The sequence below is a fragment of the Ruminococcus hominis genome, from assembly GCF_014287355.1.
Classification (GTDB): Bacteria; Bacillota; Clostridia; order Lachnospirales; family Lachnospiraceae; genus Schaedlerella; species Schaedlerella hominis.
In genome coordinates this window covers 2,941,959-2,968,336 of record NZ_JACOPE010000001.1, presented here as the reverse complement: position 1 = coordinate 2,968,336, position 26,378 = coordinate 2,941,959, and the positions used below count along the sequence as shown (strand labels likewise).

At 47.4% G+C, this 26,378-nt stretch carries 28 protein-coding genes; 14 read left to right on the top strand and 14 right to left on the bottom strand.

Annotation, left to right across the window (positions count from 1 at the left end; translation table 11 throughout):
• Positions 1-205: 205 nt before the first annotated feature.
• The 6 genes from H8S40_RS13400 (at position 206) to H8S40_RS13380 (ending at position 4,376) form a co-directional block, all read left to right on the top strand.
• Positions 206-604, top strand: coding sequence for a plasmid mobilization protein (locus tag H8S40_RS13400; protein ID WP_118736948.1), 399 nt, complete (start codon positions 206-208; stop codon positions 602-604).
• On the top strand, positions 576-2,198 hold the full coding sequence (locus H8S40_RS13395) for a relaxase/mobilization nuclease domain-containing protein (protein ID WP_186865420.1): 1,623 nt from the start codon (positions 576-578) through the stop codon (positions 2,196-2,198). The genes H8S40_RS13400 and H8S40_RS13395 overlap by 29 nt, the downstream gene beginning before the upstream one ends.
• Before the next feature lie 184 nt (positions 2,199-2,382).
• Positions 2,383-2,595 carry a hypothetical protein gene (locus H8S40_RS15955; protein ID WP_207723269.1) on the top strand — a complete coding sequence of 71 codons (213 nt, stop codon included), beginning with the start codon at positions 2,383-2,385 and terminating at the stop codon, positions 2,593-2,595.
• The gene (locus H8S40_RS13390) at positions 2,585-3,328 is read left to right on the top strand and encodes a phage replisome organizer N-terminal domain-containing protein (protein WP_118743013.1); all 744 of its coding nucleotides are present in this window, start codon (positions 2,585-2,587) and stop codon (positions 3,326-3,328) included. Before H8S40_RS15955 ends, H8S40_RS13390 begins: the two co-directional genes overlap by 11 nt.
• Positions 3,325-4,182 carry an ATP-binding protein gene (locus H8S40_RS13385; protein WP_186865419.1) on the top strand — a complete coding sequence of 286 codons (858 nt, stop codon included), beginning with the start codon at positions 3,325-3,327 and terminating at the stop codon, positions 4,180-4,182. Before H8S40_RS13390 ends, H8S40_RS13385 begins: the two co-directional genes overlap by 4 nt.
• Positions 4,179-4,376, top strand: a complete 198-nt coding sequence (locus tag H8S40_RS13380; RefSeq protein ID WP_025486305.1) for a transposon-encoded TnpW family protein — start codon at positions 4,179-4,181, stop codon at positions 4,374-4,376. Before H8S40_RS13385 ends, H8S40_RS13380 begins: the two co-directional genes overlap by 4 nt.
• A 61-nt stretch (positions 4,377-4,437) precedes the next feature.
• Here the strand turns inward: H8S40_RS13380 and H8S40_RS13375 are convergent, their stop codons facing one another.
• Positions 4,438-4,977 carry a DUF3795 domain-containing protein gene (locus H8S40_RS13375; RefSeq protein WP_186865418.1) on the bottom strand — a complete coding sequence of 180 codons (540 nt, stop codon included), beginning with the start codon at positions 4,975-4,977 and terminating at the stop codon, positions 4,438-4,440.
• Between the two features lie 213 nt (positions 4,978-5,190).
• Here H8S40_RS13375 and H8S40_RS13370 point away from each other — a divergent pair, with 213 nt between their 5' ends.
• Complete coding sequence (locus H8S40_RS13370; protein ID WP_186865417.1) at positions 5,191-6,801, top strand: recombinase family protein; 1,611 nt, start codon at positions 5,191-5,193, stop codon at positions 6,799-6,801.
• A gap of 213 nt (positions 6,802-7,014) precedes the next feature.
• Here the strand turns inward: H8S40_RS13370 and H8S40_RS13365 are convergent, their stop codons facing one another.
• From H8S40_RS13365 to H8S40_RS13310, 13 genes are all read right to left on the bottom strand, one after another.
• Positions 7,015-7,461: a hypothetical protein gene (locus H8S40_RS13365; RefSeq protein ID WP_117827098.1), complete on the bottom strand. Its 447-nt coding sequence runs from the start codon at positions 7,459-7,461 to the stop codon at positions 7,015-7,017.
• A gap of 13 nt (positions 7,462-7,474) precedes the next feature.
• Entirely contained in the window at positions 7,475-8,161 is a 687-nt protein-coding gene (locus H8S40_RS13360; RefSeq protein WP_186865416.1) for a cell division protein, read from the bottom strand.
• A 20-nt stretch (positions 8,162-8,181) separates the two neighbouring features.
• Positions 8,182-8,769 carry a sigma-70 family RNA polymerase sigma factor gene (locus tag H8S40_RS13355; protein ID WP_173867490.1) on the bottom strand — a complete coding sequence of 196 codons (588 nt, stop codon included), beginning with the start codon at positions 8,767-8,769 and terminating at the stop codon, positions 8,182-8,184.
• A 13-nt stretch (positions 8,770-8,782) separates the two neighbouring features.
• Positions 8,783-9,202, bottom strand: coding sequence for a DUF3268 family zinc-finger domain-containing protein (locus H8S40_RS13350; RefSeq protein WP_173867491.1), 420 nt, complete (start codon positions 9,200-9,202; stop codon positions 8,783-8,785).
• 160 nt (positions 9,203-9,362) lie between these two features.
• Positions 9,363-9,638: a hypothetical protein gene (locus tag H8S40_RS13345; RefSeq protein WP_173867492.1), complete on the bottom strand. Its 276-nt coding sequence runs from the start codon at positions 9,636-9,638 to the stop codon at positions 9,363-9,365.
• A 492-nt stretch (positions 9,639-10,130) separates the two neighbouring features.
• A complete protein-coding gene (locus H8S40_RS13340) occupies positions 10,131-13,763 on the bottom strand; it encodes a VaFE repeat-containing surface-anchored protein (protein ID WP_243238262.1) in 3,633 nt (1,210 codons plus the stop codon).
• Positions 13,764-13,819: 56 nt separating this feature from the next.
• Positions 13,820-16,237, bottom strand: a complete 2,418-nt coding sequence (locus tag H8S40_RS13335; RefSeq protein ID WP_366482564.1) for a VirB4 family type IV secretion system protein — start codon at positions 16,235-16,237, stop codon at positions 13,820-13,822.
• A gap of 242 nt (positions 16,238-16,479) precedes the next feature.
• Positions 16,480-17,016 carry a hypothetical protein gene (locus tag H8S40_RS16240; protein ID WP_243238261.1) on the bottom strand — a complete coding sequence of 179 codons (537 nt, stop codon included), beginning with the start codon at positions 17,014-17,016 and terminating at the stop codon, positions 16,480-16,482.
• The gene (locus tag H8S40_RS13330; RefSeq protein WP_186865415.1) at positions 17,013-17,633 is read right to left on the bottom strand and encodes a DUF5038 domain-containing protein; all 621 of its coding nucleotides are present in this window, start codon (positions 17,631-17,633) and stop codon (positions 17,013-17,015) included. Before H8S40_RS13330 ends, H8S40_RS16240 begins: the two co-directional genes overlap by 4 nt.
• Before the next feature lie 10 nt (positions 17,634-17,643).
• Positions 17,644-19,428, bottom strand: a complete 1,785-nt coding sequence (locus H8S40_RS13325) for a lysozyme family protein (RefSeq protein ID WP_186865414.1) — start codon at positions 19,426-19,428, stop codon at positions 17,644-17,646.
• A 1-nt stretch (position 19,429) separates the two neighbouring features.
• Complete coding sequence (locus H8S40_RS13320; protein WP_186865413.1) at positions 19,430-20,344, bottom strand: hypothetical protein; 915 nt, start codon at positions 20,342-20,344, stop codon at positions 19,430-19,432.
• Positions 20,345-20,359: 15 nt separating this feature from the next.
• Positions 20,360-21,070 carry a hypothetical protein gene (locus tag H8S40_RS13315; protein WP_117980463.1) on the bottom strand — a complete coding sequence of 237 codons (711 nt, stop codon included), beginning with the start codon at positions 21,068-21,070 and terminating at the stop codon, positions 20,360-20,362.
• Positions 21,071-21,088: 18 nt separating this feature from the next.
• On the bottom strand, positions 21,089-21,466 hold the full coding sequence (locus tag H8S40_RS13310; RefSeq protein ID WP_182396778.1) for a fimbrial protein: 378 nt from the start codon (positions 21,464-21,466) through the stop codon (positions 21,089-21,091).
• Between the two features lie 448 nt (positions 21,467-21,914).
• On the opposite strand from H8S40_RS13310, the gene H8S40_RS13305 reads away from it, so the two are divergent.
• From H8S40_RS13305 to H8S40_RS13275, 7 genes are all read left to right on the top strand, one after another.
• The gene (locus tag H8S40_RS13305) at positions 21,915-22,226 is read left to right on the top strand and encodes a helix-turn-helix domain-containing protein (RefSeq protein WP_207723325.1); all 312 of its coding nucleotides are present in this window, start codon (positions 21,915-21,917) and stop codon (positions 22,224-22,226) included.
• A gap of 155 nt (positions 22,227-22,381) precedes the next feature.
• On the top strand, positions 22,382-23,095 hold the full coding sequence (locus H8S40_RS13300; RefSeq protein ID WP_186865412.1) for a hypothetical protein: 714 nt from the start codon (positions 22,382-22,384) through the stop codon (positions 23,093-23,095).
• A gap of 85 nt (positions 23,096-23,180) precedes the next feature.
• The gene (locus H8S40_RS13295; RefSeq protein ID WP_117887990.1) at positions 23,181-23,510 is read left to right on the top strand and encodes a DUF1648 domain-containing protein; all 330 of its coding nucleotides are present in this window, start codon (positions 23,181-23,183) and stop codon (positions 23,508-23,510) included.
• A gap of 61 nt (positions 23,511-23,571) precedes the next feature.
• The gene (locus tag H8S40_RS13290; RefSeq protein ID WP_005333531.1) at positions 23,572-23,805 is read left to right on the top strand and encodes an LPXTG cell wall anchor domain-containing protein; all 234 of its coding nucleotides are present in this window, start codon (positions 23,572-23,574) and stop codon (positions 23,803-23,805) included.
• A 55-nt stretch (positions 23,806-23,860) separates the two neighbouring features.
• On the top strand, positions 23,861-24,244 hold the full coding sequence (locus tag H8S40_RS13285; protein ID WP_226850873.1) for a hypothetical protein: 384 nt from the start codon (positions 23,861-23,863) through the stop codon (positions 24,242-24,244).
• A gap of 225 nt (positions 24,245-24,469) precedes the next feature.
• Positions 24,470-25,144 (top strand): response regulator transcription factor, encoded by a 675-nt coding sequence (locus tag H8S40_RS13280; protein ID WP_005333533.1) that lies wholly within the window; start codon positions 24,470-24,472, stop codon positions 25,142-25,144.
• Positions 25,117-26,370 (top strand): sensor histidine kinase, encoded by a 1,254-nt coding sequence (locus H8S40_RS13275; RefSeq protein WP_005333534.1) that lies wholly within the window; start codon positions 25,117-25,119, stop codon positions 26,368-26,370. The genes H8S40_RS13280 and H8S40_RS13275 overlap by 28 nt, the downstream gene beginning before the upstream one ends.
• Positions 26,371-26,378: the final 8 nt, after the last annotated feature.

Here is a 26,378-nt window from a genome sequence, read left to right as displayed (position 1 = left end):
GCAGTACCAAAATTCGCTTTTCGCTCATTTTGCCCCTGCGGGAATCTTGTTGGGGAGTGCCTTCCCCAAACCCTGCTTATGCGGATTGCGCCGCTTAAAAATCCCTCAAAATATTTTTTTGGATTTTTCAAAAACAGTTCCGCTTCACACCCTGTTTTTCTCCTATTAGTGAGAGGACACCACGCACAGAAATGAGGTTTTTACCATGCGAAAACGATATAACACACCGCACCGCAGCCGGGTAGTCAAAACACGCATGACCGAGGAAGAATACGCCGAGTTTGCGGAAAGGCTTTCTGCTTACCACATGAGCCAAGCCGAGTTTATCCGGCAAGCCATAACCGGGGCAGCCATACGCCCCATCATAACTGTTTCCCCCGTCAATGACGAGCTGCTTGCCGCTGTCGGGAAGCTGACCGCCGAATACGGCAGGATCGGCGGCAACTTAAACCAGATAGCCCGGACGCTGAACGAGTGGCACAGTCCCTATCCGCAGTTTGCCGGGGAAATACGGGCGGCGGTTTCCGACCTTGCTGCCCTAAAGTTTGAAGTCTTGCAGAAAGTGGGTGACGCTGTTGGCAACATTCAAACATATCAGCTCTAAAAATGCCGACTATGGCGCAGCGGAAGCCTACCTCACATTTGAGCATGACGAGTTTACCATGAAGCCCACCCTTGATGAAAACGGGCGGCTGATACCGAGGGAGGATTACCGCATTTCTTCCCTTAACTGCGGGGGCGAGGATTTCGCCGTTGCCTGTATGCGAGCCAATCTCCGCTATGAGAAAAACCAAAAACGGGAAGATGTGAAAAGCCACCACTATATCATCAGCTTTGACCCACGGGACGGGACAGACAACGGCTTGACCGTAGACCGGGCGCAGGAGTTGGGCGAGCAGTTCTGCAAAGAGCATTTCCCCGGACACCAAGCCCTAATCTGCACCCACCCGGACGGACATAACCACAGCGGCAATATCCATGTGCATATCGTCATCAACTCCCTGCGGATTTACGAAGTCCCGCTTCTGCCCTACATGGACAGACCAGCCGATACACGGGAGGGCTGCAAGCACCGCTGCACCAATGCCGCTATGGAATATTTCAAGAGTGAAGTCATGGAGATGTGCCACCGGGAGGGGCTTTACCAAATCGACCTCCTAAACGGCAACAAGGAACGGATAACCGAACGGGAATACTGGGCGGCAAAGAAAGGGCAGCTTGCCCTTGATAAAGAGAACGCTGTCAGAGAAGCCGCAGGACAGCCGACCAAGCCCACCAAGTTTGAAACGGACAAGGCGAAGCTGCGCCGGACGATACGGCAGGCACTTTCCCAAGCTGGCAGCTTTGACGAGTTTTCTTCCCTTTTGCTGCGGGAGGGCGTAACCGTCAAGGAGAGCCGGGGGCGACTTTCCTACCTCACGCCGGACAGGACAAAGCCTATCACAGCCCGGAAGCTGGGGGACGATTTTGACAAGGCTGCTGTCCTTGCCCTGCTCACACAGAACGCCCACAGAGCCGCCGAACAGACCAAAGCCATACCCGAATACCCCCACACCCAAAAGGGACGCTTGCAGGAGGAAAAAGCCGCAAAAACCACCCCGGCAGACAACACCTTGCAGCGCATGGTTGACCGGGAAGCCAAGCGAGCCGAGGGCAAGGGCGTGGGCTATGACCGCTGGGCGGCAAAGCACAATCTAAAGCAGATGGCGGCTACTGTTACCGCCTACCAGCAGTACGGCTTTTCTTCCCCGGAGGAACTGGACGAAGCCTGTTCTGCCGCCTATGCCGCCATGCAGGAAAGCCTTACAGAACTGAAGCAGGTGGAAAAGACGCTGAACGGGAAAAAGGAGCTGCAACGGCAGGTGCTTGCCTATTCCAAGACCCGCCCTGTCCGGGACGGGCTGAAACAGCAGAAAAACGCCAAAGCAAAAGCAGCCTACCGACAGAAGCACGAAAGCGACTTTATCATAGCAGACGCAGCCGCCCGTTATTTCAGGGAGAACGGCATTTCCAAGCTGCCGAGCTATAAAGCCCTGCAAGCAGAGATTGAAAGCCTTATCAAAGAGAAAAACAGCGGCTACAACGATTACCGGGCAAAACGGGAGGAATACCGCCGCTTACAGACTGTCAAGGGCAATATCGACCAGATTTTACGCCGGGAACGCAAGCCTGTGAAAAGGCAGGAACAGGAGCGATAAAAACCGCCCCCAAATGTACCCGAACCCATACAGAACAAGGGGGCTGCCCCGTACCCTACCCGCAATACCAAAGGATTTTTTAACGGGCTTACGGGGCAGAAAAACCCCGAAAATGATACCGAGATGATACAGAATTACCGCCGATACCGTCACACCAGCGGAAACGGCAGAAAGGAGCGCACCCATGCCAAGAATGAGCAAGAAACGGCGGCTGGAATGGTCTTTTTTCCTGCGGCAAGTGAAAGTCGGGAATACCACCTGCGACCGTATCACATACAACGACCTCTGCCGGGGCTGTACACATAGCTGCAAGCAGAGCTTCCGGGCGGTTATCATACTCTGCCCCCGCTACTACTCCAAACGCCGGAAAAAGGAGAACAGGGACAATGGCAGATAACCGCAAATATTACTACCTCAAGCTGAAAGAGAACTTTTTTGACAGCGACTCCATTGTGCTGTTGGAAGATATGAAAGACGGGATTTTATATTCCAATATCCTCTTGAAGCTGTACTTAAAATCGCTGAAAAACGGCGGGAAGTTGCAGCTTGACGAGCATATCCCCTACACAGCGCAGATGATAGCGACACTGACCCGCCACCAGATAGGGACGGTTGAGAGGGCTTTAGAGATTTTCCGGCAGTTGGGGCTTGTGGAGCAGCTTGACAGTGGGGCTTTTTATATGACCGACATTGAGCTGATGATAGGACAGTCCTCTACCGAAGCCGAGAGGAAACGGGCTGCAAGGCTGGAAAACAAGGCACTTTTACCGCCCCGGACAAAAGGCGGACATTTGTCCGACATTCGTCCACCAGAGATAGAGTTAGAGAAAGAGATAGAGATAGAAAAAGAGAGAGAGGGAGAAACGGGACACCCCGTCCCCGCCGCTTATGGCAGATACAACAATGTGATACTGACCGATACAGAGCTTTCCGGGCTGAAAACAGAGCTGCCCGACAAGTGGGAGTATTATATTGACCGGCTTTCCTGCCATATCGCTTCCACCGGGAAGCAGTACCACAGCCATGCAGCCACCATTTACAAGTGGGCGCAGGAGGACGCTGCAAAAGGCAAGGCTGCCCCGAAACAGGGCATACCCGATTATTCATGCAAGGAGGGCGAGAGCTTATGAAAAACGAGATTGAAGCTATGATTACGGACATTACAACCACTACCGCCGAAGCGGAGGACTACACAGGCGAGGACGGGCTTTTATACTGCGGCAAGTGCCATACGCCAAAAGAAGCCTACTTTTCAAAAGAAACCGCCCAATGGTTAGGGCATGACCGACACCCGGCAGAGTGCGACTGCCAGCGGGCAGCCCGTGAAAAACGGGAAGCCGCTGAAAGCAGACAGAAGCACCTTGAAAAAGTGGAGGACTTGAAACGCCGGGGCTTTACCGACCCTGCTATGCGGAACTGGACATTTGAGCATGACAACGGCAGAAACCCGCAGACCGAAACCGCCCGCTTTTATGTGGATAGCTGGGAAACCATGCAGGCTGAAAATATCGGCTACCTGTTTTGGGGAGGCGTGGGGACGGGAAAAAGCTACCTTGCCGCCTGTATCGCCAACGCCCTTATGGAAAAAGAGGTTGCCGTTCGCATGACAAACTTTGCAACGATACTGGGTGACCTTGCCGCCAGCTTTGAGAGCAGGAACGAATATATTTCCCGCATTTGCAGCTACCCCCTGCTGATACTTGATGATTTCGGTATGGAGCGAGGGACAGAATACGGGCTGGAACAGGTTTACAGCGTGATTGACAGCCGTTACCGAAGCGGCAAGCCGCTGATCGCCACGACCAACCTCACGCTGGAGGAATTGCAGCACCCGCAGGACACGCCCCACGCCCGTATCTATGACAGGCTGACTTCCATGTGCGCCCCCGTCCGCTTCACGGGCAGCAACTTCCGAAAGGAAACCGCACAGGAAAAGCTGGAACGCTTAAAGCAACTGATGAAGCAGCGAAAGGAGAGCCTATGACAGAAACGAAACAGACAAGCACCACCAAAACAGACCGCCGCCCGGACTGTGTGACGGAAATCCGCATGGGCAACTCCGTCCTTACCGTTTCCGGCTTCTTCAAGCAGGGCGCAACCGACACCGCAGCCGACAAGATGATGAAAGTGCTGGAAGCGGAAACTGCTGCCGGACATACGCCACCGTTCAGCGCATAAGTGATGACATGGAAAAGCGGTCACGCCGGGGAGCATGACCGCTGGAATATCAATAACAACTTTATTTTTTCCGAAGTTTCAACTCAATGCCTTTTGGAACAGCTATATCCTGCAACAGTTTTGCGATAACAGAAGCCTGTTCTTTCTTCCCCATACTTTGAAAATCCTTATCGGATTTAACTGTTTGCAAGATATTTTCAATTTCTTTAATCGTTAAGAGATTGACTGCAACACAGAATAGATTTTTTCTGCGCCCGTCATTATAGTGTGACAAGAGGAAATCCAATAATTTGCGCTTTTCTTCCTGTTCAGCATTATAGGCGGGAATCCCTATCTGGCTGGCTTTTTCCATGTCATTCATTTGATTATGATGAGTTATAAAAGAATCAAAATCATCTATATGAGCGTATTTGTCACAAGGGAAGCTGGTACACTGAAAGCAATATTCGATTTTCCCATGTTCAATACTACACTTTGCGATTTTACAACTTTGATTATCAACGCCGCAACCGGAACAATGCCCTGTCAAATTCATAGGACATAATTTACAATTTAGACCACAAAGAGAAAGGTACTGATTGTTACGGACAAACCCTTTCATTGTCACACCCCCTTGTATTGATTAGCTCCATTTTACCATAAGAACAAGAGTTTTTCTACTATGCAATCCCAATCATCTGCTACACAAAAAACGGCGATTTGACCGACCATAAAGAAGCAGATTTGACGCTTTTGCCGCTATACAGACAGCCACCCCATGTGGTACAATCAAGGTACGGAATAGTGGGGCTGGCTGTCGGAAACGGAGGATTTTATGTTAAGACAGACCAACCAACAACCAATTACCGCCCTTTACCCAAGACTTTCCCATGAGGACGAGCTGCAAGGCGAGAGCAATTCCATTTCCAATCAGAAGCGTATCCTTGAAACCTATGCAAAGCAGAACGGCTTTTCCAATCTGCGCTGGTACACGGACGACGGTTATTCTGGTGCGAACTTTCAAAGACCCGGTTTCCAAGCCATGCTTGCGGACATTGAAGCCGGAAAAGTCGGGACAGTTATCGTAAAGGATATGTCGAGGTTAGGGCGAAACTACCTGCAAGTGGGAATGTATACGGAAATGATTTTCCCACAGAAAGGTGTCCGCTTCATCGCTATCAATGACGGAGTGGACAGCGCACAGGGCGACAATGATTTTGCCCCGCTGCGGAATATCTTTAACGAATGGCTGGTGAGAGATACGAGCAAGAAAATCAAAGCAGTAAAACGCTCAAAAGGCATGAGTGGCAAGCCCATCACAAGCAAGCCTGTGTATGGTTACCTCATGGACGAGGACGAAAATTTCATTATTGACGAGGAAGCTGCACCCGTAGTCAAGCAGATATACAACCTCTGCCTTGCCGGGAATGGTCCGACCAAGATAGCCCGTATGCTCACAGAGCAGCAGATCCCCACGCCGGGGACGCTGGAATACCGCAGGACGGGCAGCACCCGCCGCTACCACCCCGGCTATGAATGCAAGTGGGCGACCAATACCGTTGTGCATATCCTTGAAAACCGGGAATACACAGGCTGTCTGGTAAATTTCAAGACAGAAAAGCCCTCTTACAAAGTCAAGCACAGCGTAGAAAATCCCCCGGAGAAGCAAGTGATTTTCGAGAACCACCACGAGCCTATCATAGACACCCAGACATGGGAACGGGTGCAGGAACTTCGCAAGCAGCGCAAACGCCCCAACCGCTATGATGAAGTGGGCTTGTTCTCCGGCATACTGTTCTGTGCGGACTGCGGCAGCGTCATGTACCAGCAGCGATACCAGACGGACAAGCGCAAGCAGGACTGTTATATCTGCGGCAACTACAAGAAACGCACCCATGACTGTACGACGCACTTTATCCGCACCGACCTCTTGACCGCTGGTGTACTCTCCAATCTGCGGAAAGTGACAAGCTATGCGGCAAAGCATGAAGCCCGGTTTATGAAGCTCTTGATTGAGCAGAACGAGGACGGGGGCAAACGCAGGAACGCCGCCAAGAAAAAGGAACTGGAAGCCGCCGAGAAACGCATAGCCGAGTTATCCGCTATCTTCAAGCGGCTGTATGAGGACAGCGTGACCGGGCGCATATCAGACGAGCGTTTCACAGAGCTGTTGGCAGACTATGAAGCAGAGCAACGGGAACTGAAAGAAAAAGCCGCCGCTATCCAAGCGGAGCTTTTCAAAGCACAGGAAGCCACCGTGAACGCAGAAAAGTTTATGAATGTTGTCCGGCGGCATACCAGCTTTGAAGAACTTACCCCTACTCTGCTGCGGGAGTTTGTAGAAAAAATCGTTGTGCATGAGTGCAGCTATGACGAGAACAAGACCCGCAGACAGGACATTGAGATTTATTATTCTTTTGTTGGCAAGGTGGACTTGCCCGAATAACCGCCCGACCTATCCGACACAAGAGCTAAGTGCCGGATAGGAACGGCAAAATTTTTTACACTTCTATTGCTTCTTTATCACACACAAGTAAATGCTCATGGCATTGAAGCGGATACAAACACTATTGTTTGATAGAAATAAGAGAGGTTATTTATAATAAAATGAGCCGCCAGAACTGTAGGGGTGATGCAGTACAGGCGGCTCATTTTCTATCTAAACGGATGTATCCGGAAGTTCCGGCAGTTGATCGGTGAGTTCTTCATATCCGAGAAAATCTCCGGCACATGGCATCGATTGCCCTGTCCCCTGCTGTGGTTTCCGGAAGTACAGCCGATACCGATGTCCCTCTAGGAGTTTGATATTCTTTTCCAGTGAGAAGGCGTATTCCTTTCCGTTATCACTGGCAAACCAATATTGCTGGTTTTTCCCGAAGAGTGTCTGTTCCCGTTTCGTGCAGCTTACGTCCAGTGACAGATAAGCATGTGTATGGATCAGGTGGTAGAAACTGAGTGCACGCAGGATGCTGCAGATTCCGATGAGGAGGCTCATTAGGATAAAGAGCCGGTCATGGGTGGCGATTCCGAAGATGCACCCAAAAAGTACACAGAAAAAGCCGATTGCACTGATGGCAACCAGCTTTGTGAAAAATGGTTTTGGCATAAGGTTCCTTCCTTTAACATGTATGAAATGTGATTTGTTTATTCAGGTACAAATTAGCAATAGCCTGCAGCACCGGATACTGGGTATGGTGAATCTGGACATCATCCACAAGTGTTTGGTAAGTTGTCTCCGGTTCTGTGTATAACTCATCCATAATATCCGATTCGTTGTGGATTACTTTTTTCTGATCCATGCTTGTGATAAGCTCAGCGGTCGTGAGGGAAACCTTTTCAGCCAGCTTCAGAATGGTATCTTCCATCGGTGAAGAGGGTTTCTTCTTTAAATATCTGCCAAACTCTTTTGCACCAATACTTCCTTCCAGATAAAGCTGAATGCAGCCAAAGAGCCGGATGGGAAAGGTATCCTCCAAGGGAATAATGGTCAGACTGCCGAGAAGGCGATATAGGGCATCCACCCCTGTCAATCCAATTCCGCTTACAACCAGACCATGTAAGGAAAGTCGGTTCAGATAGTGTTGGAAGGATAAGTTCTTCGGACCTTCTTTCTGAATCTGGCGCAGGGTATAGGCATCCTGGAGTTCATGGAGCGTCAGAATCTGAAAAGCAAGACAGCTCCAAAGTAGTAGTTCGTCATCCGATAGACCATATTCTTGTCTATTGTTGATTACAAGAGGAATGGTTTTTCCGCCTGTCGTTTTTTGAAATTTTAAGGTTCCGACAGCAGTATAAAGTGTCAGCATAAAAGTTCCCTCCTTCAAAGTTAAGTCAGAAGTGCATAGAGTGCATCATCCTGCTGTAATAGTTTCCGTGCTTTGCTCTGCCATGCCCGTACACGATTGGCTGGTACTTGGTAGTGTTTTGCCAGTTCAAAGCTGGTATATCCCTGATGTTGCAGATAGAGGGCTACAATTCCCTTCTGAATAGTTGGGGACTGTCCGGTGCCAAGCTGGGTTAAATGCTCAAGAAGCAATGTCTGATTTGTGTCCTTTTCCGGGTGAGTTGTTTGTGTATCCTCGTAGGAAAACAAATCACGATAATGGAGATGTTCATCTTCAGATGATGCTTCGTCCAGAGAACAGAGCATGGAGCGGTCACGGGCAATTTTCCGCCAGTAATCAAAGATGGCATGACGGATGATAGTTTTGGCATAAGGCTGGAATGATCTTCCTTCCTCAAATCCGACAGCCGCCCGGCACAAAGCAAGATATCCAATCTGACATAATTCCTGTTGTTCTTCCTCAGTTACATAGGTAGCGGTGCGAGTCATGGAATGAATCATGATTGGAACCAGATCCATGGATTTTTCCACCAGTTGTTTTTGCTTTTTATTTAGCGGTAAGGTCATCATCAATCACCGCCTTTCAGCTGGCTGCCCGGAGGCAGAAGGGAATATGGTTGTTCTTTAAAACATCTGCGGATTCCCGAATGAGCTGGTCGCACATATAGTTGCTGAACTGTCCGATGTGAGCCTGCTTATCTGTCAGACAGAACTTATCTGCCACCCAGCGATATGCTTCCGGTTTGGAGAGGATGCCCTGTTGCCAGATCTGATCGAAAATTCGATGTGCCTGAATCCGCTTTTGACGAAGCTCCCGGTTGGCGAGCGTTCCTTTTGGTATCTTGGTTCCCGGATGTACCCCTACATAGGAATTGCAGGATGGATAGTGGGAGCAGACGTAAACCTGTCCTCCGTGAGACTGCTCTCCGTAGACAAAGGATGCATCTCTTAATATGGCTGTTCCGCCGCAGTAAGGGCAGCGGATATTTTTCATCTTTTTCATCTATTTTCACCTCGCATGTACATAAAGAATACTTAATGTGTACGTAGATAAGAGGTACGTACTGTATACTTATATTGTAAGTAAGCAGGTGATGAATTCCCATAGGACGCAAGCGGATACTGGTCCCAGATTCGAACTAAATGGAACGAATCCCCATTTTTCAGATGCCGGGATAGAAAATTGCCCGGATGAGCGGGAATAAGCCGCTGTCTGTGAAACGTGGGTAATTAACCGGTGTAAAGATGAACTTCTCACAGAAAATCCGCAGCAGGAATAAGCCGATCAGTACCAGACAGAGCAGATAAGTGTTTCTGCTCCTTCTGGTCCATGGCTTTTTCGGACGGAATTTAACATACAGGACAAAAATCATGGGAATAAATATCAGGTTCGTAAAGACCTGATCGATACATTGGATGATTGAAATTACGTTTAACATAGGCAGTGCCTCCTTTCTTTACATATCCTGTACGTATAAGAGCCTGAAAGTGCAACTTTTTGTTACCAGTCATATTGCTGGTTCTCCTGAAGCCGGAGCAGTGCCGGAACGGGGCATGGCTTTAATGGCAGCTTTTGAGCGACCAGATAGGGCAGATAAAGCTCTGTAAAAGCAGCAATGCTCATGCTTCCGGTACATTCGGTTGGCTCCGGTATCCGGGGAAACAAAAGCGCTGCATCTGAAAGAGGGAGGATGCAGGGGCTTCCCGTTTCATCCGGATGGAATAAAAAGCCGGAGTTCTCACAGCTTTCTTGTGCGTTACAAGTGCGGCACCAGACGTAGATACAGGAGTGCCAGTTCCCTTCACAGAGGTTCAGGAAATGACGGATGTGCTTGGCATCTGTCTTGCAGTGGGGGTGTTTCATATTCATCACCTACAAAAGAAGCAGGCAGTTCCATGTGGGAGCTACCTGCAGGAGTCTTCGTTATGAGTTACTGATGTTTCTTTTTGCGTTTGAAGTAAACGATGCCCAGGACACTTGCACCTGCAAGTGCAGCTATGGCGATTCCGGCATACAGGAGAAGCGGCGTCTCATCGCCGGTCTTTACAGGCGGAGCTACCGGAGGCGTCTCCGGTTCTTTCGGAAGCTCTGTCATGTGTACGGTCTGACCTTCATCCTTCAGATCCTCATGGGAAGCAATCTCATGCTCGGTTTTTCCGTCTGTATAGTAGAGCTTTTCAAAGACAACCACATCCTGTCCTGCAAGAGCAGAAGCGTCGAAGGTAAAGGTAACTTCCACAGAGCCGTTGGCTTTTTCTGCTTTAAATTCTGCCTGAGCGGTAACTGGTTTTCCGTCTTTTAACAAAGCCTCTCCGGTTTCCTTATTCATCAGGGTTCCGATGACTTTGTACTCAGATCCAGGCATCAGACCATGATAAGTGACCGTATCTACGATAGTCGCTTCCTTGGAAGCAGAGACATCCTGATCCCCGTCACTGCCGTCTTTGGCTGTGGTTTTGATTTCCGGGAAGTAGATGGTCTGGTTGGCATCCTTGATGTCCGCATGTACCGCTACTTCGTGTTCTTCATAGCTAAGTGTTTCAAAGGCAACGAGTGTTTTGCCGGAGAGAGCAGAGGCATCAAAGGTAAAGGAAAGCTCGACACTTCCACCTAGTTCTTCCGGCGTGAAGCTTGTTTCCGCTGTCACAGCCTTTACGCCCACCTCGAACGGTTTTTCGGTTTCCGCATCCATGAGTGTGCCTGTCAGTTTGTACTCTTTGCCTGGGATCAGGTTTTCGTATTCCACCAGATCCGTAAGCGTCAGTTCCTTTTCCGGTTTTGTATAGTGTGTGCCGGAAGCAGCATCTGTTGCAGTGGTTTTGATTTCCGGGAAGTAAATAGTCTGTCCTTCATCCGCAATGTCTGCGTGTACGGCAACTTCCTTGTCTTTGTAAGCCAGGGATTCAAAGACAACTACCGTTTTCCCTTTTAAGGAGCTAGCATCAAAGGTAAAGGTAACCTCTACCGTACCAGCGGATTCTTTTGGCTTGAAGGATGCTTTTGCTGTCACCGGTTTTCCGTCTGCTTCGACTGGTTTCTTTGTTTCTTTATCCATCAGAGTTCCGGTCACTTCATATTTCTGGTTAGGAACCAGCCCCTTAAAGGAAACCGTATCCACCAGCGTGATTTCTTTCTTTGCACAGGAAATATTGGAGTTCGTGTCCGCATCTTTCGCAGTAGTCTTGATTTCCGGGAAATAGATGGTCTGGTCTTCATCGTTGATGTCGGTATGGACTGCAAGCTGCATCTCATCCTGATATAATTCCTCGAAGACAACGGTTGTTTTGCCCTTTAAGGAAGTTGCATCAAAGGTAAAGATTACTTTGACGGAGCCGGAGGATTTCTTTGCAGTAAATTCAGTTTCAGAAATCACCGGTTTTTCATCCACAAGGATTGGTTCCCCGGTTTCTTTATCCATTAAGGTTCCGGTCAGTTTGTATTTCTGGCCCTTTTTCAGTCCTTCGTATTCCACAACATCTTCAATGGTCACTTCTTTTGCCGGCTGGCTCATGTGTGTACCGGTCTCGGCATCCAGAGCAGTCGTGCCGATCTCAATGGCATCATCGGTCAGAGTTCCAACCTGTATCATAACAGAATCCTTATAAACCTTGACTTCAAAGGTTAAAAGATCCATGCCTTTGTTGGAATCACAACGCTGTTCCGCCAGAGTGTAAGTATCGTAAATGAGAGCACCTTTGGAATCATCCGGTTTGGAGGTGCCGAACCAGATGCCGTCTTCCGAAGACTCACCCCGGTTGGTATTTGCGGTATGTTTGTTCCATTTGGAGGAAGTGCTGGCATAACCGTTGGCATCTGTCACAATCACATGGCTTTCGCCTGTTGTTTTGGAAGTGATCTTAAATGGCACATTTGCCAGACGGTTCTGGCTGCCGTCAGCAATCTTGACAAATTCCAGATCCCCGCGGATGACCTGATTGGAGATGGAATTGTCTTTTGCAGTCAGTTCCACGATTTTTCCCTGTTCTGTGATGTCAAATTCTACAGAGATCTTTCCGCTGTTCAGATAACCAGAAGGTGCAGTTGTTTCATCCACACGGTAATGTCCGAATGGGAGAGCATCTTTTGCAGTTGCAGCAGAACCGGATTTATCGGCAGTAAGTGTAAGGACAACCTGATCTTTCGTGTAGGATGTTCCGTCTACTAATACCGGATTTTCATTTAACGTAGTGATCGCAAAGACAGTACCTTCCAATGTGGCAGAACCCTGCGGTTTTGCTTCTCCGGTCTCGCTGTCACGTTTCTGGATCTTCACTCCGCCACGGATGACAGATTCTTCTACGGTAGAAGACTGGTATACCGAAACCGTTTCCTGCTTACTGTCACCTGTAATTTTCTGTACGAAGACAGTTGGATTGAGCTGGTATCCGGCAGGGGCTTTGCTTTCCTGTACAGTTATGGTACCGAGCGGAAGACAGACGGTCTTGCCATCACTGGTATAGTAAAAGGCATCGCCGCTTACAAAGGAATCTTTGGTAAAATGCATCTTTCCGGAAACATCTGTTTTTAATACCCAGGTACGTGCCGGTTTCTTTCCAGCTTCCGCAGGATCACTGTCAGACTGCTCGGTATAGAACTTGACTGTAAATTCTGCGTCTGCAAGGGAAGCTGCTCCCTGTGGGGAGGCTTTCTTTGTTTCGGCATCCAGCTTTTCAAGCACCAGATCCATGGGATTATTCTGCGGGATCTCAGTTACCTTTGCAGCAGAAGTCTGTTCTGCTTTTACCGTAACTTTATGAGAGGAAGTATCCACAATATAGCCTTTGGAAGCAGAGAGTTCTTTTACAGTGTAGTCGCCTTCCTCCAGTTCGCCGGATCTAGCATACCCGTTTTCATCGGTGGTCAGTTTCTGGATGAGCTTCTCACCCTGATAGATCCCATACACAGCACCCTTTAAGCTGTAATTCGGATTCCCGTCCGATACGCTTCCGTTGGCAGAAGATTTTTTCAGTTCGATCCAGCCGTTTGGAACCTGATACCAGCTTCCGGCAATGGTCTGGCTGCCCTGTCCCGGAACGATGAATGCCCGGAAGCCTTCCGGCGGGTTCGGAAGTCCCTGAATGGCACTGGCTACTTCCAGTGCTTTATCAATATAGGACTGTGGGGCGCCATGGAAAGCTCCGGTGTCAGCGGAATTACCGGCATAGATGTAAGCGACAACCAGATGTCCGATGACATAGCTGTTATCATCACTCCAGCCGCTGAAATATTTATCCTTGACGACTTTATCGTAGCCGTAGCCGCCGTTTAAGTAGTAGAGCGCTTTTCTGAGCGGGGAGTTCTGGCTTAAAAGGTCATAGGAATAGGAACCGGAGGAAGGTGTTTTCTTCAGTGGTTCCACGCAGTAGGCAGTATTGCTCCCGTCAAAGCTCATGCGGGAGGTAAAATAGCTGCCGTAAGGGATATTGGCACCTGCCTTATAGCTGATGGTGCCGTCGGCTGCATGAACCGGAAAACTGCCGGAAAACAATGCGCCGACTGCGACAAGGACTGCCAGCAGCATAGCCAGCGTTCGTCTGGTATAGGATTTGTATGTCTGTAACATAAGTCTCCTCCTTCTTGAAGTTCAAATGAAAAGGGCAGCGTCAGTGCTGCCCAAAGTTACACGGCCTGTTTCTTCTGTTTCGCAAGGATTTCCAGAAGCTCCTGCCGATCTGTGGTAATCAGCTCCTTTTCCAGATTGGAAGCCTTAAATTCCACAGTGATGTTATTGTTGTTGGTTGAGATCAGACCGTTGCCCCGCTGGAAATGGGTAATGTTCATCACTTCTGTTTCCGATAGATGCAGGATAGTCTTCACCCGCTGTGCCTCTTCATCCTCCATGTTCAGGATGATCTTGGTCTTGCAGTTATTGATGATACCCTTGCCGTACTTCCCGTCATCCAGAGCAAAGAAGTCGTTCAGATCCTGTGTGGCAAAGATGCCGGCTCCGGAGTAAGCCCGGATGATCTTGGCAATCTCCAGTACGAATTCCGCTGCAAGCCGGTTGCTGGATGCACCGATGAGCTGCCAGACCTCATCGACAAAGATGGCTTTCTCTTCGGTACGGTTTTCCTTCGCTTTATCCCAGACATAATCCAGGGCAACGAACATGCCGACCGTTAAAAGATCGCTGGAACCGGTCAGTTCGGAGATATCCAGTACCGTATATTTATTGGTCAGGTCTACATTGGTCTGCTGGTTAAAGGAAGAAGCAGAACCATGAACCAGCCGGTTTAAGATGTGCGCCAGACGCTTCGTATCTTCGCCTTCCAGCAGGACATTATAGACATCCTCTAAAATCGGCATTTTCTTATACTGATTTGGATGCTGCAGATCAAACAGGGATTCATTTTTGTGTGTAATCCCTTTTTGGGCATAAGTTTTAATCAGTGCCTCATCCAGAAGCTGTTTCTCCTCATGGGACATATCCGGGATCAGCAGGCTGAAAAAGATATGAAGCCGCTGAATCTTGCCAGCCAGTGCGGAGGCATCGAGGGTCGGTCCGTCTAAAAGTTCATTTACAGAATTATCCACCTTTCGGATTTCCATGATGTTGATACAGTTTTTGCTGGCAGGGGAAATCTGGATAAATTCTCCGCCAACATTTCTTGCTGCACGATAGAATTCATGTCCCTTCAGGGGAGCGATGATAAATACCTGAATTCCTTTTCGGCGCATGCGAAGTGCCATAGTCTGCATGGTGAAGGTTTTTCCGGCACCAGAACAGCCTAAGATACAGATATTACTGTTCTTGTATTGTTTGGAATCAAAAATATCAGCAATGACGAGGGAATTGTTGTGTTTGTTTACTCCGAAGAGGATACCGTTGTCATCGCAGATGCTGTAGCTGACGAAAGGATAACAGCTTGCCGCTCCGGAGGTCAGTACATTCCGTTTGGACAGCTTAAATAGTTTCTTATCCAGATTCGCCAGCGGCAGAGAGGATAAAAATCCCTGCTCCTGTAAAAAGTAGCAGGAGTGTAAGTTCATATCCTGCGAGATCAGGAGCTTTTTCATTTCCTGAATCCGCCACTGCAGTTCTTCCAGCGTGGAAGCGGTAATGGTGATGAGAAGATTCATGTAATAGAAATCTTCGTTGTTGGCAAGTCCCTGCTTCAGAAAATATCCGGAGCGGATGGCAGAGTCCAGATCGTCATAATCAGTGTTGGTATCGGACGCATCCTTTAATTTGGAACGGTTGATACGGATCTGCTGACCGAGACGCTGCTGAATCTTGTCCTTTGGCTGTTTCTGGAGAAAGAAATCAATATCAATCCCTTCCCCGGCATTGACAAGGAGTGACAGCCATCCGGGAGTTACCCGGTTTTTGTAGCCGTCAGACGGCACAAGCAGGTAGGAATGGTAAAGCCCATTGATCTGCACATAATGGGAGTGCTTGAAATCCACACTTTCCGGTGCGAGAAACTCGTTGATCCGGATGTGATCCGGTTCCTCCATGCGGTTTTCCTTTGTATAGGCGGACAGTACAGTGCTGATCCGGTCCGGAAGCGGAACCTCCGTACAAAGGGTACGGTTTAACAGTGTGTACAGGACATCTGTGGTAAATTCATCCTCATTGTCATGGGTGACCACTTCATTCCCGCACTGGTACAGAAAGGTTTTGGCAGTCTGGGATGCCGTCTCAAGGGCGGCAAGGATTTCCCGTTCCTCCTCCTTCCGGTTGGCGTTGAAGGGTTCATACTCAAAAATCAGGAAGAACCGTCTGGAAACGGCTTCTCTGGAACTTAAATTCCGCACGAAACGGATGTAATCTCGCTGCAGTTCCTGACAGTGGGGATCGGTTTCCCGCTCCAGCTCCAGCCGGGACTGCTCCAGATGCTTATTGATGTCTGCTTTTTTGGAGATCATCTTGATCTGGAGTTTGACCGGGCTGATCTTTAAGTAGCTGATAAAGCTGTAAATGATGCCCTGCTGTTCTCTGGCACTTCGAAGCAGGAAGTTGATTGGTTCAATCTCCAGGATTTTCACGTACCGTCCGTCTGTGGTATAGACGATCCCGTTTGCGATTTTTTCCACCGGAAGATAATCCTCCAAGGTCTGGTCTTTCTTTCGCTTTTTCCGGGAAACGGGGTTTGCCGTGGCAGATGAGGCGTCCTTCTTGGAAACCACCTTCTTTTTCTGCTCTTTTTTTGCCGCCCGCTTTTCGGAAACTGCCCGTTTTTCTTCCTCCTTTCGTCTCTGGGCTTCCGTTTTTTCCTGGATTTTTATCTGTTTCGCCGCCTCTTTTTTCTGTCGGCTGGCTTCTTTCTGCTCCCACTTCAGATAACGGATATCTTCCTTTGCCTGTTTTTTGATGCCCCGCTTGGTGGAGGTATCAAACTGCCGGTGTTCTTTTTTTTACTTTTTGGCGGGGCTGGTGCGTCCGGTTCAGACTGCGGGGGAGCCGATGCCATTACTTTGGAAGGCTCTGCCATTTTTTCTGCTTTCCGGTGTTTCTTTGTCTTTGGCTCTTTGGAACGTGGTTTCCTGCGTGGCTTTCCTTCCGGAAGACTGTCGGACCTCCAGATTACCCTGCGGTTCACTACAAAACGCAGGGCATTCATCAGAAAAGCAGTGATGCTCTCTCCGCCGATTCCAATCAGGGCTACCATTGCCGCCGGAAGTGCGGTCATGCAGAGAATGATGATGCGGGCAGTCAGGGACAGCGGCAGGTGGAAAACAGGGATACCGATTGCCAGGGAAAGAACAATGCTTTCTATGGCATTGCGGATGTCAAAAGTTCCGTTTAGGATCTTGCCTTTCTCAATGAAGTTGGGTGGGATAAAGGAAACCGGTGTTTCTTCTGGCTGTGTCATGGCTGCACCTCCTTTTTCGTATCTTTCGCATCTTCCGAAGGTGTGGAGGCACTGCCGGATTCTGTGTCCGGAGCTTCCGGGCTGTCAGAAGTATCCGGATACCCGCCTTCCTGCAGGTGTTCGATGTCCTGCGAAGTCAGGGACGGCAGGAAATCATCGGTCTGCTTTTCGTAAACAGTCGTATCTGCAGAGACCTGTACCCCGTCTTCTCCAAATAAAAACACACCCGTCGGGGTGTGGTAGGTAACCGGAAGCGTATCCTGATCGGAAAGTGAAAACATCAGGCAGACGGTTGTTTCGGTAGGGTAGCTGGTTTTTCCCGGCAGGAAGGTGATGCTTGTCTGTTCTTTTTTGACATATTCTTTTAGGTAGACAGGAAACTGCTCTTTGAGAGAAGCAATCTGGCTGTCGGAGAAAAATGCTTTTAAAGCATCAAAATCCACATATTCCGGCATTGGGGTATCGGAATTTGTTTCTGCTGTTTCCTTTGCCGGTTCCCTGCCTTTGTTTCCGGAAGCTTCTTTTTTCTGGCTTTTCCAGAAACTGGGGAGAACCAGTCCGGCAAGCAGCAGAAACAGCATCAGAAAGATAGATAGAATCACTTTTTTTCTGTTCATAATGTCTCCTTTATTTTTTATCGAAGATCCAGTAGGCATTTGCTGTTACGTGGATTTCCGACATCATATCAAATTCACGGTTAATATAGTTCTTTGCGTCACTGTCATTGGGATCATTGACCAGTACCTTGCCGTTTGCAGTAATGCCCCGAAGTACGATAAAATGTCCGCCGCTGGTAAAAAGTCCTGCCCGCTGGGATGAGATGACTGGATGCCCTTCAGATAATGCCTGAAGAACTGCATTGGCATCACTGGTCTGTGTGACACTGCCACAGCCAAAATGACTGGCTGCCGCCTGAAAATAACTCCAGTAGGTTCCAACTCCCGGCATATAGTAGGAATTTCCACACCATGCGACTGCATCCGGGGGAGTAATGGTGTTCCCCGTCAAGTAACTGGCAATCATGGCAAAGCTGGTAGGTCCGCATCCGGAAGAGGCAATCGAGTCGCCGCCATAAGGAATATTTCCGTAGTCGGTCTGGAGATAGTGTGGAATCTGCATACCGTTTGCAGGGTAGGTGCCGCCGGTATTGGTAATCTGGTAATACCGCAGTACATGATCTACATATTCCTTGTCCCCATAAATGCTGTAATGCCAATTGGGGCGCGCACACATCATATCGGAATAGGCACTGGCATTTTCTTTGGTATAGCCGCCATCCCGTTCCATCGCCCAGTCAATGTAGCCAGAACCGAAATTATAGCCCTGAAGAGCCAGCTTGATGCGGTCCAGATCGGTGGGACCGGTACAGCCTGCTTTATCCAGCACATATTTTAATTCCTGAATCCCACATTCAATCGAGTACGCAGGATCGGTAATTCCGTTTGGGACATGTGGATATTTCGTATTAAATCCGCCTTCTGCAGCCTGCATGGGATCGCTTCCACGCCCGCCGCTTTCCTGCATCATGACTGCCATGAGGAGTTCCACATAAGCTTCCATGCCGTATTTCTGTGCGACCTGCTGGATGGTAGCCCGGTAAGCCAGCACCTCATCGCTGACACCTACCGCCATGGCAAGACCGGAAGCGGAGCCGCCAAAGAACATGGTCAGGTTTTCCACATAACTGTCTGCCGTTTTTTTCTGCTTATCGGTCAGATGAAAGACGTGATCTGCAAAGTAGGCATCTCCAGCATAGCTGACCGTGTAGGTATGGCGGGTAAAAGTAACCTTTCTGGGTGGTGCATTTTCCTCTTCCGCCGGAACTTCCACCGTGACCGTTTCTGAAGTAACGTCATAAGAAAAAAGCCCGTCCTCGTTTTCCCGGATCAGGCTTTTGAGTTTGCTGATATTTATATTTTTATAGTCATCCTGGCTGGCACAAAACTGTGCGATGAGCTGGTTCGCATTTACGATGATACTGGAAGCGTAAGGATCGCTGATAGAGGCAGTATCTCCTTCCGGGAGTCTGGCAATTTCCGCATTGATCTTAGCAAGCAGTGCATCATGGCTTTCCTGAAGCACCTCCACGATTGCCTGATTGGATGCCCGGATATTTTCGTTGATTACGGTATTGCTGGTCAGTGCTCCGGTATTGTCGGAGAGGTCTCCAAAGACGAGTCCCGGAAGCATAACAAGAAACAGAATTGGGAGCATCAGAACACTGAATGCAGCAGCACCTGCTTTCATGAGTGTGTGGCGGTTCTGAAGCGCAGCACCGATAGCGGCTCCGATGGGACCTCCTGCCGCAGCTGCTTTTGCAATATTTGCCACGGATTTGAGCCGGGATATTTGGGAAGCTGCGGTTGCGCCTACATTGATTGCTTCCTCAAGACCAGATGTATGTTCCGGCATGTTACATACGCTCCTTTCTTTGAGGAGCCGGTGGGACTTTTTGTACAATGGATTCGTTGTAGGCGACTTTTCCATTGCTTGCAGTATATGGTGTTTTTTCCACCGTATCCTGTGCATATTGTTTGTACCAAGTAGAACCGTCCACGGACTGCACCGTAGAAAAGCTTCCATGTGTAGGTGCTGTATATTGATCGGCATTGTACATGGCAAAATCCTGGCTTCCGGAAGATCCGGTTTCTGTTCCTGTAATGCGCCCACCACCGATTTCTATATTGTCGTAGGAAGGGGCAGGACCAGAATCAGGTTTGATTCCCATATAGGATGTAAATGCTTTGGCAGCGTCTGCGCCGGTAATGGAACCGACCTGTCCATAATTTCCCTGTGCAATGTTGCTGATGACCTGATTGGCAAAGTCTCCGCCTTTGTTCAGGGATGACTGGTAGAGCATGTTTCCGATACTGCTGTGTTCGGTATAACCGGTTGCGGAATTGACCGCTTCTCTTTGTACCTGTCTTCCCACTGCCCCGGCAAGCCCGCCGGATAGGAAGCTTCCTGCGACAGCCGCACTTCCGGGAGAAGAGGCTTTGTGGTAGCCGCCACCACCATGGGAACGCATGGAACCGGTCAGGCTCCGTCCTGCAATCAGAAGTTCAGCCATCATGTTTCCTCCGGTATTGCCGACATTGATGCCAAGCGATGCCAGAAAAGAATCAATTTTCTGGGATACCTTTAAAAAGGCAATGGCACACAGGAACCAGACGAAGACATTTCCGGTTACCGCTTCCTTTCCCTGACTGGCAACTGCCGCTTCCACGTCTGCTTCCGTAAGCTCCGCTGCAAAGACCGGCATGGAGCAAAACAGTACCAGACAGGCAGTTAGTACCAGGAATGGTATGAGTTTCTTTCTAAGTTTCATTTTGGTCCTCCTTTCTTATAGGGATAACGGATTGGCAAGGAAGGTGCCGACCATAGAAGTAAACAGCCGCAGGCACCACGCATTCATCAGAAGCAAAAAGAACTGGCCGCCAAGCATCCGGCACCAGCTTTTGAAGATATTTCCGGTTGACTGGCTGGCACCCATGGAAAAAGCTGCCGGGGCTGTGTAGACCAGTACCCCCAGAAGAATATAGCGTTCTGCCGCTTCAAAGAGCAGTTTGATGTAGTTCCACGCCAGAATCAGTACCAGAATCAGTGCAATGATGGCTACCGCCCCATTTGCACAGACTCCCAGGATGACTGTGACTACGGAGTTAAAATCCGCAAATTTTAAAGGCGGCAGGTCTTCCGTCAGAATCCAGTTGTACGGTGTTCCTGAAATCTTCAGGAGCAGATCCACAATATCTTTCGCATAGAAGGTGAGAAAGATAAAGAGGAAGGAACGGATGGACAGCTTAATGGGATCTTCCGCTTCGATACCGGCTCCCATAAAGTAATTTTTAAAGAGCTGCCATACCCAGTTTAAGAGGATCAGCCCGATGCCCAGTGCCAGAAAGACCTGATACATGGCCTCAGCTGCAGGAAAGTAGCGAAGAAACGTATCCATGGAACAGCCCAGAGCACCGAGGACTGAAGTGGTGATCAGATCCAGAATGTTCATGACCTGTTCGGCAATCCATTCCACGATTCCGTCAAGTATTCCCATAGTGGCATCTCCTTTCGTCTATCCGTTCCATTTTCCGCCTGCAAAGAACGGGGTGATGTAAGCCATGATAAAGCCAAGCCCGTTTAAGATCGCCCAGGTAATGACGATACGCTTGAGCCATGCACGTGATTCGTCCACGGTTTTTCCGCTTTTGGAAAAATTCATCATCAGAAGGGCAACCGATGCCGTTACGACTGCAGCAATGGTGGAAATGAGGATAATCTGGTTATAGACATCCTTCATGATCTCATTGGCTTTGGTCCAGATGGTAGCGGCAAAAACCGGCTGCGTGTATCCGCAGAGGACTGTGACAGCCAGAAATGCAGCATACAGGCATTTGCCATAATTGACATGCCGTTTTGTGTCCGGCGGAGCGTTTTTCAGTTTGTGTTTCACGTAAAGGTACCTCCTTTTTATAAGAGCGGCAGGAGAAGTATCTCCCCTGCCTTTGCTTATGGTTTTCCTGCCTCAAGAAAAGACGCAGCCCGGTCAATGCAGGCTGCGTCCTAAATCAAAGTATGAAATTGTAAAGATCCTCCTATCTTACAGAAAAAACGCAGCTTATTTGCCGCAGGAGAGGCTTCCCATAAGGCAGTGCTGCGTTTCCTTCTGCATATAATTTTGACAATATCAATTTTAACATGGGTAAATTACCGCTACAATCGCAGGAATGTGCCAGTTACAGACGATGGAGTGCCAAAAATGTGACCAACGCTAAAAGCGTTACAAATGCAATCCTTATGGATACTGTAAGCGTGATTTGCAACCAATTATACTGGATTTACATGACTAATGCTTTAAGCGTTAGTGAATACTGGAAGGAGGAGGTGTGCGTGTGAAAGGAATGGGAAAGGCAATCCGCAGGTACAGGGAAGAGGCAGGAATTACGCAGGAGAGACTGGCTGAACTGGTGGATATCAGTACCAACCATCTGGGTGCGATTGAGCGGGAAGTGAAAACACCTACGATGGAAACATTTGTAAAGCTGTTGAATGTATTAGGTGCGGAACCGAATGAAGTGCTGAAGGAAGTGATTCCTCTTACCAGAATGGAACATACTTCTGTAGTGGAAGGAAAGCTGGAAAGGCTCACACCGAAGAAGCAGGAAAGCGTGCTTCGGATGCTGGATGTGATAATTGAAGAGATGATGACATAGAAGCTGTCTGCGAAATTGCCGCAGGCAGTTTTTTTGAAAGTTGTATATGCAATAAAACACATAAAAATATGCGATTTATGATGAAAGTGATTGCAAGATTTGATATAGTAATCCTAAAAGCATTATAAAACTAATTCTTAAAGGATGACTATGATATGAAAAAGGGATATGTGGGATTATTGGCATGTGCGGCAGGAATTCTGATCGGACTGGGAATCAGCCGGCTGGATCTGACAGGTTATCTTGAAAAAACACAGGAGCAGGAATATCACCCGGTAGAAAGAAAGGTGCCTGAATTAGTAGAAAGCAAGCTGAAAGATCCAAAACAGTGCTGGCTGTGTGGGAGTCATGAACGGAGCATGATGGGATATTTTCGGAAGTTTGACGATCTTGGAGTCATTTGTACCAATCAATGGTATGTGATGGATATGCATATACGGAATCACGATGAAGACGGGAATCTTACCGGCCCGCAGGGAAACGGGCATATCGGTTATACCGGGACAGGAGAAGGCGGCTGCTTTTTTCATACGGAGCAGATGTCAGATTACGGGATTTCCGAAGTATCGGTGGATTACGGGGAAGATAGTATCTTCGATGTGAAAAAAGTACAGAACCATCTGTGTCAGGAATGTCTGGATAAGCTGGTGGAAAGCATGGAAGTATTCTGTGAGGAAACACAAAAGCCAAAGCCACGTGATCTGGTACTGGTGGATTTTCAGACATTGGAGCTGTACGCCCTTCAGGAGCATAATGCGGGATACTTTATCCGGGATTATTATGTGGAGATTGAGTCGGAGGAAGACAGAGTGGAAGTAAAGGCATTTTACTGCCCGAAACTTAATAACGGGAAAAAGGATGGAGAATGATTTGAGGTTTGCATTGGTGAGGAATATAATGTAAGTACGTGTTATGTATTAGAAAAATATGAATTTAACAGAAAGAAGGATTGTTATGAAATTTATCAAAACTAGAAAATTCACATGGATAATTTGTATAATAGGATTTTTGCTTGCTCTTGTAAGTATATTTTTCTTACCGAGTATTATTCCAGTACATTTTGCAAATGGGATTGCGGATGATTATGGAAGAAAAATACAAATATTTTTATTTCCTATATTACAAGTGCTTATCACTTTTTTGACTGGACGAGAAAAAGTAAAATATTGCCTGACACATTCAAAAACTTTCTTAACGGACATTCAGTTTAATTGGATGATAGATGGTGTGCTTTTATTGGTAATGTTTGCAGAAATATGGGTTATCTATGCTTCATTTGCATAGAAATACTTGCATAACAATTTACATTTGATTGAGCAGATAAAAATGATTTGAGGTGGTAGCAATGAAAAAGCGATTGGGAATCATAGCCGGAATTTTAGGAATTGTATTGGCAGTCATTGGCATTGTACTGAAGCAGAAAGAAAACACAGCCGTTTCTGTTATTGGTGGTGCGGATGGCCCGACTTCTATTTTCATAGCAGGGAAGTTAAATGGTGATAATTTTATTTTTATGATTGTAGTTGGAATTATTTTATTGATTTTGGCAGGAGTTATTTTTTACAAACGTAAGCATTAAGTTACAGTTTTTTAGACTGTGTATGGCGGAAGAACCGGGAAAGTGTAGATATATCATGGGGATTTTGGAAAAAAATAAAAAAAGTAAGGGTACAGCGTTTGTCTATGATGAGAATAATGATTACTATAAGATGGAAATAAACGGGATTGAATTTGTCTGTGACAGTATACATTCCGATTATGAGAAGCATGCAGTTGAACTGGCACAGGCGTATGAGAAAAGGCTGCCGGATATCGTGGATTATCTTATGCCGGATATAAAGGAGATGTTTGGAATTACAAATCCAGATGTAATAGCAAACTCACTAGGAAAGCCGAGTATAGATTTGGATAGAGGAACACTGACTTATCTGGAGCACACAATGGACAGCCTACATATTATTGAAATGGAATTTGACGGTATCTTCACGGCATTCTATAACTCCTGTATTGATGGATAGGACTTTAGTAACATAGAGCTGCAGTTGTCTACAGCTTTTATCCAGACTTCGGATGTTACAGAGAAGCAATCAGAAATGGATTGATCGATTTCTGAAGCAGTATCCGGTGAAATCCTTGAACATATGAAGGAAAAGTATGTATGTTAATTTTATTTTTATTGTAGACAAAAGATAGGACTGATATGATAAAAGAACAGGTTATTACAAATAGAGGTGGAGTATTTGATGCAGAAAATATTATTACTGGAGGATGACTTGAATCTAAATCGGGGAATTGCCCTGTTACTTTCACGGGAAGGGTATGAGGTTCGTCAGGTTTATACAATAAAGGAAGCAAAAGAAGCATTTCAAAAAGGAGATTATGCTCTTGTTATCAGCGATATTACATTGCCGGATGGTACAGGACTGGATTTTGGAAGGATGGTACGTGCAGGTGGAGATACATATCTTATCTATCTTACGGCTTTGGATCAGGAAATAGATATTGTAAATGGTTATGATACAGGGGCAGATGATTATATTACCAAACCATTTTCACTGATGGCTTTGGTGTCGAAGGTGAACGCATTGATGAGACGGCTTTCTAAGGTACAGGCACAGATTATGTCTTCCGGAGAGATTACGGTGCATATGAAAACGATGCAGGTGTATAAAGGGGATGAACCAGTTACTTTAAGTAAGAAAGAATTCTCTCTGTTGCTGTATCTCTGGGAGAATGCAGGACAGATTGTTTCAAAAGAAAGTATCCTGGAGCATGTATGGGATATAGACGGTCAATTTGTCGATGATAATACGGTTACTGTCAATATAAGCAGACTGAAGAATAAACTTGGAACAGAAGAGATAGCGAATGTGAGAGGACTGGGATATATATGGACCGGAAAGGTAAACAAAAATTAAAACGGTATTTTATCGTATATGTAATCTTTGCAGTATTTTTTACAGTAGGAATGTATCTGATAACAAAGTATGAGGAAAATGCGAAAGCAACGCAGATAGCACTGCTCCTTGCAGAACATCCTGAACTGGAAGGGGAAATAGTTGCAATCTGGGAAAAGTCAGGAACAGTAGATTTTATAAGAGACCGGGACGATCAGAAGATAGAAAGAGTCGTACAGATGCTGGAAGAAACTTATGGTTATCACTCAGGGAGTGGATCTTCAGATGTGGTTATAAGGATTATCTGGGGAATTGGATTACTAGTGGGAGTCATAGTATGTAGCCTGTTCTTGTACCTGGACCGAAGAAAAAACTGGAGCAGATACGGTGATGAGGAACAATTACAGCAATTATATGAATGTCTGCAGGAATTCAGAAAAGGAAAATTCCAAACATATCCTGAAGAAACATCAGAATCGGAACAATGGTTAAAGGTGTGGGAATCTGTAAAGGAGCTGGGGCAATATTTCGAAGATTTGAAGGAACGTCTGGAGCAGGAAGAAAATGGTACGAAGAGTCTGATTACAGATATTTCCCATCAGTTGAAGACTCCGCTTGCATCACTCCGGATGAGTCATGAGCTGGTGGCAGAAAATCGGGTTACAGGAGAAGAACAGAGGGAGTTTCTGGAGCAGGAATCACAGGAACTTACCAAACTGGAACAGCTCTTGAATGAACTGGTAAATCTTTCAAGGCTGGAAACACATATGATCCAGATACATTCGCTTCATGAAAGCCTGAAGAAAACGCTAACAGAGGCTGTCAGTCAGATTTATATGAAGGCAAGAGGAAAAGATATTTCCATTCAGGTGGAGATGGATGATGATATAGTTGTGAACCATGATTCAAAATGGACGGTAGAAGCATTAACGAATATCCTTGAGAATGCAGTCAAATATTCACCGGAACATACAACGATTACAGTGAGGACGCAGGAGCTAGCAAGCAATGTGCTTATTGAAGTAGAAGATGAAGGAATGGGCATTCCTGCGGAGGAACTGCATAAGATCTATCAGAGATTTTACCGGGGAAGGAAAGCAAAGGAACAGGTAAAAGACGGAGCGGGTGTCGGTCTGTATCTTGCCAGAAAGATCATAGAAGAACAGGGGGGGACAATAGCAGCCAAAAGAAAGGCTGAGAAAGGTATGATATTTAAAGTGACACTGCCGCTCATAATAGGAGAATAGTCGGAACC